14 protein-coding genes are annotated in these 16,919 nt (G+C 71.9%); 9 read left to right on the top strand and 5 right to left on the bottom strand.

Annotated features, from left to right (window positions below):
• The first annotated feature begins 191 nt into the window (after window positions 1-191).
• The 7 genes from AB0C36_RS19310 (at window position 192) to AB0C36_RS19280 (ending at window position 7,574) form a co-directional block, all read left to right on the top strand.
• Window positions 192-953: a PIG-L deacetylase family protein gene (locus AB0C36_RS19310; protein WP_358355573.1), complete on the top strand. Its 762-nt coding sequence runs from the start codon at window positions 192-194 to the stop codon at window positions 951-953.
• A gap of 13 nt (window positions 954-966) precedes the next feature.
• The gene (locus AB0C36_RS19305) at window positions 967-1,176 is read left to right on the top strand and encodes a hypothetical protein (RefSeq protein ID WP_358355572.1); all 210 of its coding nucleotides are present in this window, start codon (window positions 967-969) and stop codon (window positions 1,174-1,176) included.
• A 165-nt stretch (window positions 1,177-1,341) separates the two neighbouring features.
• Entirely contained in the window at window positions 1,342-2,961 is a 1,620-nt protein-coding gene (locus AB0C36_RS19300; protein ID WP_358355570.1) for an acyl-CoA synthetase, read from the top strand.
• A 123-nt stretch (window positions 2,962-3,084) separates the two neighbouring features.
• Entirely contained in the window at window positions 3,085-4,068 is a 984-nt protein-coding gene (locus tag AB0C36_RS19295) for a Zn-ribbon domain-containing OB-fold protein (RefSeq protein WP_358355568.1), read from the top strand.
• Window positions 4,069-4,094: 26 nt separating this feature from the next.
• Complete coding sequence (locus AB0C36_RS19290) at window positions 4,095-5,159, top strand: thiolase family protein (protein WP_358355566.1); 1,065 nt, start codon at window positions 4,095-4,097, stop codon at window positions 5,157-5,159.
• Complete coding sequence (locus AB0C36_RS19285; protein WP_358355565.1) at window positions 5,159-6,322, top strand: thiolase family protein; 1,164 nt, start codon at window positions 5,159-5,161, stop codon at window positions 6,320-6,322. The genes AB0C36_RS19290 and AB0C36_RS19285 overlap by 1 nt, the downstream gene beginning before the upstream one ends.
• A gap of 127 nt (window positions 6,323-6,449) precedes the next feature.
• A complete protein-coding gene (locus AB0C36_RS19280) occupies window positions 6,450-7,574 on the top strand; it encodes a nitronate monooxygenase (RefSeq protein ID WP_358355563.1) in 1,125 nt (374 codons plus the stop codon).
• A 192-nt stretch (window positions 7,575-7,766) separates the two neighbouring features.
• Here AB0C36_RS19280 and AB0C36_RS19275 read toward each other — a convergent pair whose 3' ends face one another.
• The 4 genes from AB0C36_RS19275 to AB0C36_RS19260 all read right to left on the bottom strand — a co-directional run bounded on the left by AB0C36_RS19275 (window position 7,767) and on the right by AB0C36_RS19260 (window position 12,911).
• A complete protein-coding gene (locus AB0C36_RS19275) occupies window positions 7,767-8,561 on the bottom strand; it encodes an MHYT domain-containing protein (RefSeq protein ID WP_358355561.1) in 795 nt (264 codons plus the stop codon).
• A gap of 197 nt (window positions 8,562-8,758) precedes the next feature.
• Window positions 8,759-10,129 carry an amidase gene (locus AB0C36_RS19270; RefSeq protein ID WP_358355559.1) on the bottom strand — a complete coding sequence of 457 codons (1,371 nt, stop codon included), beginning with the start codon at window positions 10,127-10,129 and terminating at the stop codon, window positions 8,759-8,761.
• Between the two features lie 294 nt (window positions 10,130-10,423).
• Window positions 10,424-11,644, bottom strand: a complete 1,221-nt coding sequence (locus AB0C36_RS19265; RefSeq protein WP_358355557.1) for an MHYT domain-containing protein — start codon at window positions 11,642-11,644, stop codon at window positions 10,424-10,426.
• 109 nt (window positions 11,645-11,753) lie between these two features.
• The gene (locus AB0C36_RS19260; RefSeq protein ID WP_358355555.1) at window positions 11,754-12,911 is read right to left on the bottom strand and encodes a P1 family peptidase; all 1,158 of its coding nucleotides are present in this window, start codon (window positions 12,909-12,911) and stop codon (window positions 11,754-11,756) included.
• Window positions 12,912-13,093: 182 nt separating this feature from the next.
• On the opposite strand from AB0C36_RS19260, the gene AB0C36_RS19255 reads away from it, so the two are divergent.
• Window positions 13,094-14,326 (top strand): MFS transporter, encoded by a 1,233-nt coding sequence (locus AB0C36_RS19255; protein WP_358355553.1) that lies wholly within the window; start codon window positions 13,094-13,096, stop codon window positions 14,324-14,326.
• 27 nt (window positions 14,327-14,353) lie between these two features.
• Here the strand turns inward: AB0C36_RS19255 and AB0C36_RS19250 are convergent, their stop codons facing one another.
• The gene (locus tag AB0C36_RS19250) at window positions 14,354-15,181 is read right to left on the bottom strand and encodes a TetR/AcrR family transcriptional regulator (protein WP_358355551.1); all 828 of its coding nucleotides are present in this window, start codon (window positions 15,179-15,181) and stop codon (window positions 14,354-14,356) included.
• Window positions 15,182-15,326: 145 nt separating this feature from the next.
• Here AB0C36_RS19250 and AB0C36_RS19245 point away from each other — a divergent pair, with 145 nt between their 5' ends.
• Window positions 15,327-16,835 (top strand): MFS transporter, encoded by a 1,509-nt coding sequence (locus tag AB0C36_RS19245; RefSeq protein WP_358355549.1) that lies wholly within the window; start codon window positions 15,327-15,329, stop codon window positions 16,833-16,835.
• Window positions 16,836-16,919: the final 84 nt, after the last annotated feature.

Raw genomic sequence — 16,919 nt, 5'->3', positions numbered from 1 at the left:
TGTGGCGCGTGGGACGGAAAAGCGATCACGGGGGAATTCCCCGTCACGTTTTGGTGTCCGGTCCAAGAGGCCTTCGGTGATCGCCCGCGCGCCGCGCGGACAAATCGTCCGACACAATGACGGAGGCCCCCATAAAGTCTCCTGAGACATACCGTTCCGCAGACTTCGTTCCTCACCGCAAGGGGATCCCCATGGCCGACTTCACACCCCCGCCGCCCTTCGAGCCGCTCCGCGAGGACTGGTCGACCGCCGTGGCGATCGTCGCGCACCCGGACGACATGGAATACGGCGCCGCCGCGGCCGTCGCCCGCTGGACCGACCAGGGCAAGAACGTCGTGTACGTCATGGTCACCAGCGGCGAGGCCGGCATCGACGGCATGCACCCGGACGAGGCCAAGCCGCTGCGCGAGGCCGAGCAGATCGCCTCGGCGCGGATCGTCGGCGTCGACGTCGTGGAGTTCCTCGGCTACCCGGACGGCGTGCTGGAGTACGGGCTGCCGCTGCGCCGCGAGGTCGCGCGCGTGGTCCGCCGGCACCGCCCGGACATCGTCATCACCGGCAACTGGCGGGAGACGTACGGCGGTGCGGTCCCCAACCAGGCCGACCACATCGCCACCGGCCGGGCCGTCCTGGACGGCGTCCGCGACGCGGGCAACCGCTGGATCTTCCGCGAGCTCGCCGAGTCCGCGGGCCTGGAGCCGTGGAACGGCGTCCGGCAGATCTGGGCCGCCGGATCCCCGGACGCGGCGCACGCCGTCGACACCACCGCCACCTTCGAGCGCGGCGTGGCCTCGCTGGAGGCCCATGCCGCCTACCTCGCCGGCCTCGGCGGCTCGGCCGGGAACATGGCCGACGCGTCCGAGTGGCTGGAGGGCTTCGCCCGGGGCGCCGGCACACGCCTGGGCACCCGCTACGCCGCCTCCTTCGAGGTCGTCCCGCTCACCTTCGACTGACGCGCCCGCGGCGGTGGTCCAGCCGGACCACCGCCGCGATATCCGCGACGCGCCGGCGGACGGCGCCACCCTCTTGGACGCCCCGTACCTCACCGCGCAGCTGTCGTTCTTCCGCGCCGTGCAGGCCACGTCCGATGCCATGCGGGCGGATCTGGGGATCCCCGAGCTGGGCTTCGAGGCCATCGGGTTCGACGCCGGGAGCCGGCCGCCCGGCCCTGTGTGAGCGCCGCGCTGCACGGCGCCGCCGCATGGCCGGCGGGAGGTCGGGACAAGGTCCCGGGGTGGCCCGCCGTGCCGCCCTCTGGGCGGGCCGCGGGTGGGGATCGTCACGACTACGCGTTTTCCATAACCATTGACGTCGTCAAGGAACCTTACCTATCGTGCGGCCGTGGCCGACTTCAATCTCGCCGACCTCTGGGAGCTGCTCGCGGACGCGGGCGGCGACACCGAGGTGCTTGTCGCAGGCGATCAGCGACGGACGTACCGCCGACTCGACGAGCGGGCGAACAGACTTGCCCACCACCTCGCCGCGGCGGGGGTGGGACCGGGCGACCACATCGGCGTCTACAGCTTCAACCGCGCCGAGTTCGTGGAGACGCTGCTCGCCGCGTGGAAGATCCGCGCCGTGCCGGTCAACATCAACTACCGCTATGTCGAGGCGGAGCTCCAGTACCTGCTGGGCGACGCCGACCTGGTGGCGATGGTCTACGAGCGCGGTTACGCGGACCGGCTGGCGGCCGTGGCCGGGGAGTTCCCGGCGCTCAAGACGTTCGTCTCGATCGCCGACGACCAGCCCGACGTCGAGGACGTCCCGGGTGCGGTCGACTACGAGGAGGCCCTGGCCGCCGCCTCGCCGGAGCGCGGGTTCGGGGCGCGCAGCGCCGACGACCGCTACATCGTCTACACCGGCGGCACCACCGGCATGCCGAAGGGCACGATGTGGCGCCACGAGGACATCTTCTTCGGCGCGATGGGCGGAGGCGGCTGGCCGGGTACGCCCATCGCGGCGCCCGCCGAGATCACCCGCAACGCCGAGCGCGACTTCCGGCTGACCTTCATGCCCGCCGCACCGCTCATGCACGGCGCCGCGCAGTGGTTCGCGATCGGCGGGCTGCTGGCCGGCAACCGCATCGTGCTCTACACGGACCGCAAGTACGACGCCGCCCGGCTGCTCGGCATCGCGGAGCGCGAGCAGGTCTCCTCGATCCAGATCGTCGGCGACGCCATGGGCCGCCCGCTCGCGGACGCGGCGAAGGCCGGCGACCACGACCTCTCGAAGCTGTACGTCATCGGCTCCGGCGGCGCGGTGCTCTCCGAGGCCGTCAAGGACGAGCTGAAGGCCGTCGTGCCGCACCTGATGATCAACGACAGCTACGGCAGCTCCGAACTGGGTGCCGGCGGCAGCGGCGTCAAGAAGGAGACCGTCGACAAGGACGACGCGGCCGGCAACGCGCCGCGGTTCCTGATGGGTCCTCAGGTCACCGTGCTGGACCTGGAGTCCATGCGTCCGGTCGAGCCCGGCTCGGGCGTGGTCGGCAAGATCGCGCGGTCCGGGCACATCCCGCTCGGCTACTGGAAGGACGAGGTCAAGACCGCCGCCACCTTCCCGGTGGTGGACGGCGTGCGCTACGTCGTGCCGGGCGACTTCGGGATGATCGAGGCCGACGGCGCGATCGTCATGCTCGGCCGCGGCTCCGTCTGCATCAACTCCGGCGGCGAGAAGATCTACCCCGAAGAGGTCGAGTCCGCGCTCAAGGCGCACCCGGACGTGTTCGACTGCATCGTGGTGGGCGTACCCGACGAGCGCTGGGGCGCGCGCGTGGTCGGGGTCGTCGCACCGCGCGAGGGCGCCGCCCCCTCGTACGACGAACTGGCGGAGCACTGCCGCTCGTTGCTCGCCGGCTACAAGGTCCCGCGGGCGGTCGTCCTGACCGAGGAGATCGGCCGCACCAACGTCGGCAAGGCGGACTACGCCTGGGCTTCGCGCGTCGCGGCGCAGGCCACCTGAGCACCCGAACCAACGGCCCCCGGGCCCTGAGCCCCGAGCCCCGAGCCCCGAGCCCGAGCCCGAGCCCGAGCCCCAGCAGACCAGCAGCATCGCCGATCAGCCCAGCGCCGAGAGGACGACCGCGTGTCGACACAGACAAGCAGCACCATCCAGTTCCCGTACAAGCGCACGCTCGGACCGGTCATCAGCCGGTTCTTCTCGGAGCTGACCGCGCAGCGCATCGTCGGGATCCGCAGCGGCGAGCGGGTCATCGTGCCGCCGATGGAATACGACCCGGAGACCGGCAACCAACTGGAGCCGGACTTCGTCGAGGTCGGCCCGGCCGGGACCGTGGTGTCCTGGACCTGGGTCGCCGAGCCCGGCAAGCACCACCCGCTCGACCGGCCGTTCGCGTACGCGCTGGTCAAGCTGGACGGCGCCGACACCAACCTGCTGCACGTGCTGGACGCGGGCAGCGAGGACGCGGTGTCGACCGGCATGCGCGTCGTGCCGCGCTGGCGCGACGAACCGGTGGGCCGTATCGACGACATCGTGGCGTTCATCCCCGGCGAGACCCCCGAGGGGCCGGCCGCGGGCGAGGCGCAGGACGTCCAGACCATGGACTTCTTCTCCACGATCACCTACACCGACGTGCTCTCGCCGACGCTGGAGCGGTACGCGGCGAGCATGCGCGCGGGCGTCATCACCGGCCAGCGCTGCCCCAAGTGCAACCGCGTCTTCCTCGGCCGCGGCTACTGCTCGGTGGACGCGCTGATCCTCGGCCCCGAGCTCGAGGAGACGCTGCCGGACGTCGGCACGGTGTCGAACTACACCATCGTGACCCCGACTCCGTACCCCGGCCAGAAGGAGACCGAGCCGTTCGCGCGCGCTTCGGTGGTCCTGGACGGCGACGAGATGGTCATCGCGCAGCAGCAGATCATCGGCATCCCGGTGGGCGAGATCCGGGTGGGCATGCGCGTCAAGGCGCAGTGGTTCCCGGACGCCCAGCGCGACGCCGCCGAGATCACCAGCAAGGGCTGGGGCACCGTGGCCGGCTTCATCGAGGGCTGGCTGCCGACCGGCGAACCCGACCTGCCCGCCGAGCAGTTCTTGAACCGGGTGTTCTGACCGTGGCCACTCAGGAGACAGGCATCGTGCGTAACGACACAGACATCGCGGTCGTCTCGACCGCGTACCTCCCCTCCGTACGCCGCAACGAGCTCAGCGAGACCGAGATGCTCATCTCGGTGGTCGACGAGGCACTGGGCAAGGTCGGGCTCAAGCGCTCGGACGTCGGCTTCAGCTGCCAGGGTTCGTGCGACTACATCTCCGGCGGCACCTTCTCGTTCGTGCCGAACCTCGACGCGATGGGCGCCTGGCCGCCGATCCACGAGTCGCACGTCGAGATGGACGGCGCCTGGGCGCTGTACGAGGCGTGGGTCCGCATGCAGCACGGCGACGTCGAGATCGCCGTCGCGCTGGGCTCCGGCAAGTCGTCGACCGGCGACCCGGCGGAGATCTACCCGCTCGAACTCGACCCCTACTACCTGGCCCCGCTCGGCCCGGACCCGGTGTCGCTGGCGGCCCTCCAGGCCAGGCAGCTGATCGAGTCGGGCAAGACCACCGAGCGCGAACTCGCGGAGATCTCCGCGCGTTCGCGGCGCGACGCGGCGAACAACCCCAAGCAGCAGCTGCGTTCGGCGGAGACCGACGTCGACAAGCTGCTCGCCGAGCCGTACCTGCGCTCGCCGCTGCGCAAGAGCGACCTGCCGCCCATCTCGGACGGCGCGTCCTGCGTGGTGATGGCGACCGCCCGGCGCGCCCGCGAACTGGTGGCCCGCCCGGCCTGGATCACCGGCCTCGACCACCGCAGCGAGGTGCACAACCCGGCGCTGCGCGACCTGACCGACTCGCCGTCGACGCGCCTGGCCGCGGAGAAGGCCGGCGGCGTGGCGGGGGTGGAAGTGGCGGAGCTGATGGCCCCGTTCACGTCGCAGGAGGTCGTCCTGCGGCAGGCTCTGGGCCTTGCCGACGACGTCGTGGTCAACCCGTCGGGCGGCCCGCTGACCGGCAACCCGCTGATGGCGACCGGTCTGGTCCGCATCGCCGAGGCGGCCGAGCAGATCCTGTCCGGCGGTCGCAACCGCACGCTGGCCCACGCGACTTCGGGTCCGCTGTTGCAGCAGAACCTGGTGTGCATTCTGGAAGGTGACGTCTGATGGGGCACGAGCCTGTCGCAGTGGTCGGCATCGGCCAGACGAAGCACAAGAAGCGCCGCGACGACCTGTCGATCGCCGGCCTGGTCCGCGAGGCCGCGCAACGCGCGCTCGACGACGCCCAGATGACGTGGTCGGACATCGACGCGGTCGTCATCGGCAAGGCGCCGGACATCTTCGAGGGCGTCATGAAGCCCGAGCTCTACCTCGCCGACGCACTCGGCGGCGCGGGCAAGCCGGTCTTCCGCGTGCACACCGCCGGTTCGGTGGGCGGCTCGACCGCCATCGTGGCGTCGCACCTGGTGAGTTCGCGCGTGCACAAGCGCGTGCTCGCGGTGGCGTGGGAGAAGCAGTCCGAGGGCAACGCGCAGTTCGGCCTCGGCGGCGGCAAGTCCGGTTCGATCGGCGCCGGCGGTGCGTTCGCGCCGTGGATCCGCGCGTACATCCGCAAGTCCGGGGCGCCCGAGCACATCGGGTGGCAGGTCGCGGTCAAGGACCGGCAGAACGCGCTGCGCAACCCGTACGCGCACCTGCACCTGAAGGACATCTCCATCGACAAGGTGCGCGAGTCGCCCATGATGTGGGACCCGCTGCACTTCCTGGAGTCGTGCCCGTCGTCGGACGGCGCCGGCGCGATCGTGCTCACCGACAAGGCCGGCGGGCTCGCGGCGGAGGCCGACGGCAGGCCGCCGGCGTGGGTGCTGGGCACGTCGATGCGCTCGGAGCCGTCGTCGTTCAACGGCCGCGACCCGATCCGCCCGCAGGCGGGCGTCGACTGCGCGTGGGACGTCTACAAGCAGGCCGGGATCACCGACCCGCGCAACCAGATCGACGTCGCCGAGCTGTACGTGCCGTTCTCCTGGTACGAGCCGATGTGGCTGGAGGGCCACGACATCGCGCCGGTGGGCGAGGGCTGGAAGATGGTCGACCGCGGCGAGACCGCGTTCGACGGCTCCTTCCCGGTCAACCCGTCGGGCGGCGTGCTGTCGTCGAACCCGATCGGGGCGTCCGGCATGCTCCGCTTCCTCGAAGCGGCGCTCCAGGTCCGCGGAGCCGCGGGCGAGCACCAGGTGGACGGCGCGCGGGTGGCCCTCGCGCAGGCGTACGGTGCCGCCGCGCAGTACTTCGCGATGTGGGCGGTCGGCTCGCAGCTCCCGTCGAGCTGATCCGCACGGCGACGACGGGCCGGACCGCGCGTGGGATGCGGTCCGGCCCGTTCGTCTCGTCGGGCACGGGCAAATTGTAAGGATGCCTGACCTTGTATTGGTCAAGCATCCTGTCTACGCTCTTCGCATGAAGCCACCGATCTGCGAAAAGCTCGGGATCGAGTTCCCGATCTTCGCGTTCTCCCACTGCCGGGACGTCGTCGCCGCGGTCAGCCGCGCGGGCGGCTTCGGTGTCCTCGGCGCCCTCGCGTTCAGCCCGGACCAGCTCGAGATCGAGCTCGCCTGGATCGACGAGCACGTCGACGGCCGGCCGTACGGCGTGGACCTCGCCATCCCGATGAAGTACCTCGGCAAGGGCGGCGGCGACGCGGCCGTGCCGGAGAACCTCGAGAAGCTGATCCCGGAAGCCCACTGGAAGTTCGTCGACGACCTCCTCGCGGCGCACGACATCCCGCCGCTGCCCCCGGAGTTGGAAGGCAAGGCGGCCAAGGCCGCCGGCCTCAACGTCGACCTGGAGTCGCGGGCGCAGATCGACACCGCGCTCAAGCACCCGCTCGTCAAGATGTTCGTCAACGCGCTGGGCCCGCCCCCCGCCGACATCATCGACGCGTGCCACGACGCGGGTGTGCTGGTCGGCGCGCTCTGCGGCAGCCCGCGGCACGCGCAGAAGCAGGTCGAGGCGGGCGTCGACGTCGTCGTCGCACAGGGCACCGAAGCCGGCGGCCACTGCGGCGAGATCTCCACGATGGTGCTCATCCCGCAGGTCGTCGACGTGGTCGGCCCCGACGTCCCGGTGCTCGCGGCGGGCGGCATCGGCGGTGGCCGCCAGATGGCCGCCGCGCTCGCGCTCGGCGCCCAGGGCGTGTGGACCGGCAGCATCTGGCTGACCGTCACCGAGGCGGACACGCACGAGACTTCCGTGCAGAACCTGCTGGAGGCCAAGTCCACCGACACGGTGCGCTCGCGGTCCATGACCGGGAAGCCCGCGCGCCAGCTGCGCACCGCGTGGACCGAGGCGTGGGAGGACGAGAACAACCCCGACCCGCTGCCGATGCCGCTCCAGGGCCTCATCTACAACAAGGCCGCACGGCGTTTCACGCGGACCAAGAACAAGGAGCTGAACGGCTGGCCGGTGGGCCAGATCGTGGGCGCCATCGACCGCGTCCGGCCGACCCAGGAGGTCGTGCTGACGATGGTGCAGGAATGGGTCGAGGCGACCGAGCGCCTGGGCGCTCTGCTCGCCGACGACTGAGCGCGCACCAGGACGACTCGGGGAGTTCGGCGCACCGGGCGCATTCAGAGCCCTGAGTGCGGTGAGCGCACCGAGCGTACAGAGCGCACGGGAGAGGGTGTGCCCGCCGGGCTGGTGGTGGCGGCGGGCACACCCTCGCGCGTGCGGGTGCCGCGGGGCGTTCGGCGGCCGCACGCGCGTTCGGCGGACTTGCTAAGCGCCGGGGTGGGGCCCGGTCAGGCGGTTCACCCGCATGTCGAAGTCCCGGTCGTCGGCCATCTGTTCGACGTCCGGCCAGATCGCCACGATCACCAGGATGATCAGCGTGACGAGGCTGATGCCGGTGATCATCGGGGCGAAGAACTGCGTCGGCTCGGTGCCGTGCACGTGCTCGAGCGCGCGGCTGCCCGGCGCGGTCTCACCGGCCCGCATCGCGTACATGCCGATGTAGTGCATGCCCGTCACCGCCAGCCCCATCACCGGCACCGCGGCGACGGTCGCCTTGACCCCGCGGACGTGAAGTGCCGCCCACAGTGCGGCCGTTGCCGCGATGATGGCGACGACCAGCGACAGCGCGACGATCCGGGGGTCGTACGTGATGGGCTGCGACGTCTTCATCGCCGCCATCCCCAGGTAGTGCATGCCGCCCACGCCCGTGCCGGTGATCGCCCCGCCGGCCAGCAGCGTCGAGTTGCGGCTGCCCCCGCCGATCGCCAGGGCGAGGCCGATGCCGACCACCAGGACGGACAGCGCCATGCTCGCGAGGGTGAGCGGGATGTCGTACCTGACCTGGCGTCCCGGGATGCTGAATCCGAGCATCGCGATGAAGTGCATGACCCATATTCCGGTGCCGCCGAGCGACAAGGCCGCCAAGGCGAGCCAACGGGCACGCACCGCACCGGTGGTGGCCTGGGCCCGAGCGCTGCACAAGAGGCCCAGGCAGGCACCCGTGCACGACATCAGGAACGCGAGACCAGGGGTGAGCGGGCCGTACGTGAAGTGGTTCATGGTGGTTCGCGCCGCGGCGTGCCCGCTCGTTCGCGGGGACCACGGCCCTCCTCTCGGTCACCAGCGTGACCGCGCGTGATGCGCTGTTTCCGCAAAGTGCCGGGAATCGTCCGCATGCTCCGTGCGCGGGCGTATAGTACGCCCGGCCCACGGGAGCGTACGCGGGCGCGCGGACGGCGCGCGGCGTCCCGGGGCGCTCAGGCGGCGGCCGGGATGCTGGCCAACTTCCCGCGCATGTCCGGAACTTCGTCGTGCCATGCGGCCCGCCGCTGGTACGCCTCGCCGGCCCGCAGCACGGTGGCTTCGTCGAACGGCCGGCCGGAGATCTGCATCCCGAGCGGCAGCCCGCCGTCGCCGAAACCGATCGGCACCGACAGCGTCGGGTTGCCGACCGCACTCCAGTACGGCGTGTGCACCGCCGAACGGAACACCGCCATGAACCCGGGGGTATCGAGGGTGTCCACGCGCGGCGCCCCGACGGTCGCGGTCGGCGTCACGACGAGGTCCACCTCGTCCAGCAGGCCGTTGACGGCCCGCTGCCCGGTGCGGCGCACGGCCTGCGCGCGTACGAAGTCCGCCGCCGTGTAGAACGCTCCGGTGCTGAACGCCGTGCGCCCCACCTGGCCGAACTCCTCCCAGCGGGTGGTCAGATCGGGGGCGTGGTGGGCCAGCGCCTCGGCCGCGAGGGTGAGCATGTCGGCGGCGTACAACTTGCGTACGAACGGGAGTTCCACGTCGACGATCACCGCACCCGCGGCGGCCAGCACGTCGAGCGCGGAGCCGAAGCGCAGCGCGAGCGCGGGGTCGGCGAGGTCGCCGCCGATCCGCAGCAAGGGGTCCACGCCGACCCGGACGCCCTCCAGGTCGCCGGTGAGCAGGGCCGGGTAGTCGGGGACCGCCCGGTCCGCGCAGCGGTGGTCGGCCGCGTCGTACCCGGCCATGACCGACAGCATGAGGGCGCAGTCCTCGGCGGTCCGAGCCACCGGACCGATGTGGTCGAGCGGCCTGCCGTCGCGCGCGTCGTCCACCGGGCTCGGCACCCGCCCGCTGGTCGGGCGCAGTCCGGTCACCCCGCAGAACGCGGCCGGCATGCGGATGCCGGCCGCGCCGTCCGCCCCGACGCCGGCGGGGAAGATGCCTGCGGCCACGCCGTTCGCGGTGCCCGAACAGCCGCCGCCCGCCCACGTCGCGGGGTTCCACGGGTTGCGCGGCACCAGGGTCGGGCGGCCGGGGTCGGGCAGGCCGATGGTGAACTCCATCGCGGTGGTGGCGCCGAGCACGATCGCCCCGGCGGCGCGCAGCCGGGCGACGGCGCTGGAACTGCCCAGCAGGTCGCGTACGCCGAGCGGGACGCCGTGCAGCGGTCCGCGGGCGCGGCCGGCCTCGCGGTCGGCGTCGGCGCGCTCCGCCTCGAACAGCGCCTCGTCGTCGCGCCGGTGGGCGAACGTGCCCAGGCGCACGCCGAATCTGTCGGCCCGTTCCAGTGCCGCCGCGACGAGTTCGAGGGACGTGGTCCTGCCGTCCCGCAGCGCGCGGGCTGTCGCGACGACGGACATCGGCTCGGGCATGCGCCTGCCTCCCCCTGCTGGGCTCCGCTCCGGGGCCGGATCGTTTGCGGAACAGCCTGCGACGCAGGGGTTGCGGGTGCGTCACCCGGGCGTGTCCGGGGCGTTACGGATCGTCAGAAGGGCCGCCCGGCAGGGCCGTCCGCGCCGTGCCGGACTCGCGGTCGGTCCGACTGTCGGCCCGCTGCCGGTCGGGCTGTCGGCCGGTTGTCGGCCCGCTGCCGGTCCGGCTGCCGGTCCGGCGGTCGGTCCGGTTGACCGCCGAGGGGACGGCAGGGCCCGTCGCCCCCGGCCCCGCTATCGGCGCGGATTGCGGAAGAAGTCCTCGTGCGTCCCGGGCCCTTCGCCCGGCGGCCGGGACTCGCCGGGACGGCGCTGCGGCATCGGCCGGCCGCCGCGCCTCGGCGGGGAATTCGGAATTCCGTTTCCGTTCCCGTCGGGCCGCTGCACGTTCGGCGCGGTGAATCCGGGACGGCCCCAGACGGAATCGTCGACGGTGTCGTCCGGGCCGGGCGGCTGGGGTGCCGGGCGGGCTGCCCGGCGAGTGGGCCGGGCGGCCCGGACGGTGGTACGCCGGCGGATCACCTGGTCCTGGGTCAATCTGGTGAGCCGGGCGCCGAGTTCGGCCTCCTCGCGCATTTCCTCCTCGGTCGGGGAGAGCGCCACGATGAACAGCGTGACAAACGTGAAGAGGCTGATTCCGGTGATCAACGGGGCCAGGAACTGCACGGGATCGGCGCCGTGCGAGGCGGCGCTCGTGCCACTCATGTCGACGCTCATCGACGACATTCCGGTGTAGTGCATTCCGCTTACCGCGAGGCCCATGATCAAAGCCGCCGCGGTGGTCGCCACGGCGCCTCTGATGTTGAATGCCATCCACAATGCGGCGGTGGCCGCGACCACCGCGATTCCCACCGAGAGCGCGACGATCAGGGTGTCGTACTCGACCGAGCCGCGCAGCCACATCGCGGACATCCCGAGATAGTGCATGCTGGCCACCCCGCCGCCGGTCAGCGTGCCGCCCAGGAGCAGCGCGGCGACGCGGTTGCCCGCGTACCCCACGATCGTCAGGCCGATTCCGACGACGACCACCGCGACGATCAGACTGATGATCGTGCGACGCACCTCGTAGCGAATCGGAGTTCCGTCGACCGAGAATCCGAGCATCGCGATGAAATGCATGACCCAGATTCCGGTTCCGCCGATCGACAGGGCGGCGAGTACCAGCCACCGGCCGCGGGCCCAGCCTTGTGCGGCACGCGCTCGCGACGTGCACAGAAGGCCCAGCGCGGAGCCCATGCACGACATCACATATGCGAGTGCGGGGGTGATGGGTCCTGACGAGAAATGGTCGATCGTCCCCATTTCACCGAGCCTCCTAGATCGTTGGCGTGCCTTCGTCCCCCGCGCACGCAGATCACGGGTCGACGGCCGAACGACGAAGCGCCCGACGGGAAACCGGAAATGCGATCGCTGCGGGCCGATGATATGGGCTCGGCAAGTCCGTGTGCACTGCACGCTAACCGGACGTTTTTTGTTGATCTTGACGGCTGGTACGGGTGGTGCGCATTCCGGACTGGAGATATTCGTCCGTTCCCTCCGGAATGATGGGCCATGGGTGGGGAATTCAGTTGCGCGGACGGTAACGGACTGCCGCGTTCGGATACAGCGAGCGATAGGAAGGCACCGTCCCGGCGGCCATTTCCGCCGATTCCGCCGCAAGCAGTCCGTCGACCACCGCGCGGGTCAGGACGTCCGCCGCCGCGGCCTGGATCGCGGCCAACGCGGCCGTCTCCGCGTCGATTCCGTACGGGGTGTCGGCGGGCACGGCCGGCAGCGGTTTGGCGCCCGTCGCCATCGCGAAGACCGTGTCGCCGTCGTAGAGCGTGTGTACGGGGCGCAGCGCCCGGGCCAGGCCGTCGTGTGCGGTGCCGGCCATCTTGTGGGCCTGAGCGCGCGTCAGTGCGGCATCTGTCGCCACGACGGCGATGGTCGTGTTCAGGGGCGGCGGGCCGTCGGCGGCGCCGTCCGGGCCGTCCGCGGCGAACCGGTCGAGCGCGGCGGCGTGTTCGCCGTGCTCGGGGGCGGACAGCGGGAACTCGCCGGGCAGGCCCAGGCCGACGCCGTAGGGCAGCCCGCCGACCGGGTCGACGGCCGACCCCGCCGCATTGACGACCGCGACGGCTGCCACCGTCACCCCGCCCTCCAGGACGCAACTCGCCGTTCCCACACCGCCTTTGAGTCCGCCTACCACCGCGCCGGCGCCGGCCCCGACGCAGCCGGTCGGCACCGCCGCACCTTCCGATGAGGCGGCGGCGCGCTCGACGGCCAGTCGGCCGAGCGCGGCGTCCGGGCGGCGGCGGAAGTCCCCGCCCCGGCCCAGGTCGAAGACGGTGGCCGCGGGCACCACCGGGACGACCTCGTGCGGGGCCTCGCCGACGGGGAACCCGCGGCCCTGGTCCTCCAGCCAGGCGACAACGCCCGACACGGCGTCGAGTCCGTACGCGCTGCCACCCGTGAGGGCGATCGCCTCGATGCGCGGCACGAGGTTGCGCGGGTCCAGGGCGTCGGTCTCGCGTGTACCGGGGCCGCCGCCGCGTACGTCGACCGCCGCGACCGCACCGCCGGGCGGGGCGAGCACGACGGTGACCCCGGTGAGGGCGCCGTCACCGGTGTAGGACGCGTGCCCGACGCGGAGCCCAAGGACATCGGTAAGAGCGTTGCGTGGGCCGGGAGTCGGGGCGTACGGGGCCGTCGCGTCGGACGTCGGGACGGGCTTGCTCATGAGGGGCCTCCTGGTCGGCGGGGGTTCGGTTCGACGATCACACCGTGTCCGGCGATTCCGCGTCCGACGCGCCGCACCGAGCGCACGCTGATCCACTATGTGAGAAACAGATCTCGAATCATGAGATTCGGTGTAATGTGCATGCTGTTCCGCCGGGGTGGTCCGGCGGGGGAGGGGTGCGCATGACTGCGGGAGGCGGGGACTCGAACCGGCGGTGGCTGATGCTCGGCATCGGCATGACCGCGCAGTGTGCGTCGTGCGTGTTCCTCTACGGACTCGCCTACCTCGTCCCGGTGTTGCGCGCCGAGGAGGGCCTGTCGCTGACGTCCGCGGGCGTTCTCGTCACGTGTCCGACGATCGGGCTCATGTGCACCCTGGTCCTGTGGGGTGCCGCCGCCGACCGGTTCGGCGAGCGCGTCGTCATGGCCTCCGGTCTGCTGCTGGCGGGCGGCGCCATGGGCTTGGCGGTCGCCGGCGACGGAGTCGTCTGGACGGGCTCGTGGCTCGCCGTCGCGGGTGCGGCGAGTGCCTCGGTCAACGCGGCGAGCGGGCGCGTCGTCCTGGGCTGGTTCGGCCCGGAGCAACGCGGAGTCGCCATGGGCGTACGGCAGATGGCGCAGCCGCTGGGCATGGTGGCGGCGGCGCTGGTGCTGCCGCCGATCGGGACCGCGTACGGCTTCGGTGCGGCGCTGCTGTTCCCTCTGGCCTTCTGCGTGCTGGCCGGGATCGCGATCGCGCTGTTCGTCGTCGACCCGCCGCGCGCGGCCGCGGTCGAGGGCGCCGCGAAGTCGGGCTCGCCGTACGGCACTCCGGTGCTCTACCGAATCCACGCGGCGAGCGCGCTGCTGGTGATACCGCAGTTCGTGGTGGTCTCCTACTCCGCGGACTACCTGGTGCAGGACCACGGTTGGACGGCGACGTCGGCGGGCCGCCTGCTGGCCGCGGTGCAGGGCGTCGCGGCGGTCTCCCGGCTGGTCGTGGGGGCGTGGTCGGACCGCATGGGGTCCCGGCTGATACCCATGCGCAGGCTCTCGCTGGCCAACTCCGCCGCCGTCGCCGCCCTGGCGCTGGCCGCGTGGCTGAGCTCGTGGCCCGCGATCGTCGCCCTGCTGGTCGCGTCCGTGGCGACGGTGTGCTGGAACGGGGTGGCCTTCACCTCGGTCGCCGAACTCGCGGGCAGCGCCTGGGCGGGACGCGCACTGGGCATCCAGAACACCGCACAGAACCTGACGGCGGCCGTCGGGCCCCCGGTGTTCGCGATCGTGATCGGCGGGCCGGGGTACGCCGCGGCGTACGGGATCTGCGCGGCCATCCCTCTCGCGGCCGCGGCCCTGACCCCGGTACGCGCGGAGCCGAAGCGCACCGGCGCGGTGGCCGTGGGCAGCACCGCCGCGCCGGTGCGGTCGCGCGGGTAGCGGCGGCCCGCACGGGAGTTCGCCCGGTCAGTTCGTGGAGCCGTCCGCGGCGGTGGCGGGTCGGTCGGTCGCGGCGGCGCCCTCACCGTCGGCCGCACCGGCTTCCGCCCCGGCCTCCGCGGCCTTCTCGGCGAGCATGCGGTCGGCGTACGCCCGCAGGCCGAGCGTGATGACGTCGATCCCGAAGTCGAACCGCTCGTCGCCGTCGCCTTCGATCATCGACGCGAGCATGCTGGTCAGGGTGGGGAATCGTTCCGGCGGAAGGGCGAAGAAGAACTCCCCGAGCTGCCGGAAGTACTTGTCCGTGGCCCCGGGGTTCCGGCGCTCCTCCAGGCCCAGCAGCCCCTGCTCGAACGCTGCCGAGGTCGTGTAGAGGGCGAGCAGGTCGGCGGCCCACGACACGACCCGGTCGGGCAGGTCCCCGGCCTTGAGCAGGGCGAGCATGCCCTCGATCGCGGTGAGGCTGTTCGGCATCGTCGGGACCTTGCCGAAGCTGGCCTTCGCGAGGTCGTTGTGGGCCGCGTACACGTCCCGGATCTGCCGTGCCGACTCCCGCACTTGCTGCTGCCAGCGCTCGGGGTCGGGCTCGGGCAGCCGCACTTCGCCGTTCACCCGGTCCAGGACCAGTTCGAGCAGTTCGTCCTTGTTCTGCACGTGGGCGTAGAGCGTCGCGGCCCCGGTGTCGAGGCGCTGCGCGACCCCGCGCATGGAGAGGGCTTCGAGGCCTTCCGTGTCGACGATCTCGAGTGCCGCATCGACGATCGCCTCCGCGGTGACCGGGGGCTTGCGCGGTGCGCGCGCGGGTTTGCGGGCCGTGCGCCACGCGGGCGTCGGGACCTCGGGAACGTCGGACACCACATCACCTCCGGGACTCGGTGCGAACACTGTACTTGACGCGAACACTGTTCGTACCTATAACAGTGTTCGTAGTAAACGAACGGCGTTCGTAAGACGAACGGCGTTCGGACCGCTCGCGAACCGCTTCCTCCAGGGGGATCCCGTGACCACTACCGACGTGACGACCGCAGACCCGCGGGTGCACGGCGCCGCCGATGGCGAGGCGCCACCACGGGCCACCCCCTACAAGTGGCGCTGGCTCGCGCTCTTCGTCATCCTCGGCGCCGAGCTCATGGACCTGCTGGACAGCACGATCACCAGCGTCGCGGGCCCCCGCATCGAGTCAGCGCTCGGCGGCAGTTACAGCCAGCTCCAGTGGATGTCGGCGGCGTACACCCTGGCGTTCGCGATGCTGCTCATCACCGGGGCCCGGCTCGGCGACATGTTCGGGCGGCGCCGGATGTTCCTGGTCGGCACCGCGGCGTTCGCCGCCACCTCGCTCCTGTGCGGCCTGGCCACCTCGCCCGAGACGCTGATCGCGTACCGAGCGCTGCAAGGCGTGGCCGCGGCGATGATGGTGCCGCAGGGGCTCGGCCTCCTGCGTGACATGTTCCCGCCCGGCGAACTGGCCGCCGCGTTCGGCATCTTCGGCCCCGTCATGGGCCTGGGCGCGGTCGCCGGCCCGATCATCGGCGGGTTCCTGGTCGACGCCGACCTGTTCGGCACCGACTGGCGCGCCATCTTCTTCGTCAACGTGCCGATCGGCATCGCGGCCTTCGCGGCCGGGATGCGCCTGCTGCCGCGGGACCGCGTCGACGCGCGGCGTACGGTCACCCTCGACATGACCGGCATGGTGCTGCTCAGCACGGCGATGGTCCTGATCATCCTGCCGCTCGTGCAGGGCCGCGAATCCGGCTGGCCGACCTGGGCGTTCGTGTCGATGGCCGCGGCACTCCCGGCGTTCGCGCTGTTCGTGTGGCACGAGCGGCGGCGCCGTGCGGGGGGCGCCTCGACGCTCGTCGAGCTCAGCCTGTTCCGCAACCGCGCCTTCACCAGCGCCCTCGTGGTCGGCCTGCTGTTCTTCAGCACCATGGTCGCGTTCATGCTGATCGTCACCGTGTACCTGCAGGCGGGACACGGCTGGAGCGCCTCGGACACCGCGGTCGCGCTCATCCCGTGGTCGCTCGCCTGCACCGTCGGCGCGGGACTCTCCGGCGGCCTGCTCGCCCCGAAGTTCGGCCGCCGGGTGATCCACGCGGGGCTGCTCGTGCAGGTCCTCGGCGTGCTCGCCGTCTGGTACACCGTCGACCACGACCCGGCCGGGGTCTCCGGATGGGGCCTGACGCCCGCGCTCGCCGTGACCGGCCTCGGCGTCGGCCTGATCATGGCGCCGTTCTTCGACATCGCGATCGCCGGGGTGTCCTTCGAGGAGACCGGGTCGGCCTCCGGCGTGCTCAACGCCGTGCAGCAACTCGGCGGCGCGGTGGGCGTCGCGGCCTTCGGCACGCTGTTCTTCCACTACGCCGAAGGCGGCGCCGCGAGTGTCCAGGCCGGCTTCACCGACGGCATCACGAACTCGCTGCTGGTGATGGCCGGAGTCCTGGCGGCCACGTGGTGCGCCGTGTTCCTGATGCCGAAGCAGGCCAGGGAGGACGGCGGTTCGGGGCACTGAGTCGGATCGGGCCGAATCAGGGACGGATCGGGCCGGAGCGGGGCCGGATCAGGACGACGGGCGAGGGCCGGGCACCGATCGGTG

Source organism: Streptodolium elevatio (genome assembly GCF_040649515.1).
Classification (GTDB): Bacteria; Actinomycetota; Actinomycetes; order Streptomycetales; family Streptomycetaceae; genus Yinghuangia; species Yinghuangia elevatio.
This window is presented reverse-complemented; position numbering and strand designations above follow the sequence as displayed.

Excerpts from the sequence above, each read along its gene's own strand:
- AB0C36_RS19310 (WP_358355573.1), top strand. The coding sequence starts at position 192 with ATGGCCGACTTCACACCCCCGCCGCCCTTCGAGCCGCTCCGCGAGGAC.
- AB0C36_RS19285 (WP_358355565.1), top strand. The coding sequence starts at position 5,159 with ATGGGGCACGAGCCTGTCGCAGTGGTCGGCATCGGCCAGACGAAGCAC.
- AB0C36_RS19280 (WP_358355563.1), top strand. The coding sequence starts at position 6,450 with ATGAAGCCACCGATCTGCGAAAAGCTCGGGATCGAGTTCCCGATCTTC.
- AB0C36_RS19275 (WP_358355561.1), bottom strand. The coding sequence starts at position 8,561 with ATGAACCACTTCACGTACGGCCCGCTCACCCCTGGTCTCGCGTTCCTG.
- AB0C36_RS19270 (WP_358355559.1), bottom strand. The coding sequence starts at position 10,129 with ATGCCCGAGCCGATGTCCGTCGTCGCGACAGCCCGCGCGCTGCGGGAC.
- AB0C36_RS19260 (WP_358355555.1), bottom strand. The coding sequence starts at position 12,911 with ATGAGCAAGCCCGTCCCGACGTCCGACGCGACGGCCCCGTACGCCCCG.
- AB0C36_RS19255 (WP_358355553.1), top strand. The coding sequence starts at position 13,094 with ATGACTGCGGGAGGCGGGGACTCGAACCGGCGGTGGCTGATGCTCGGC.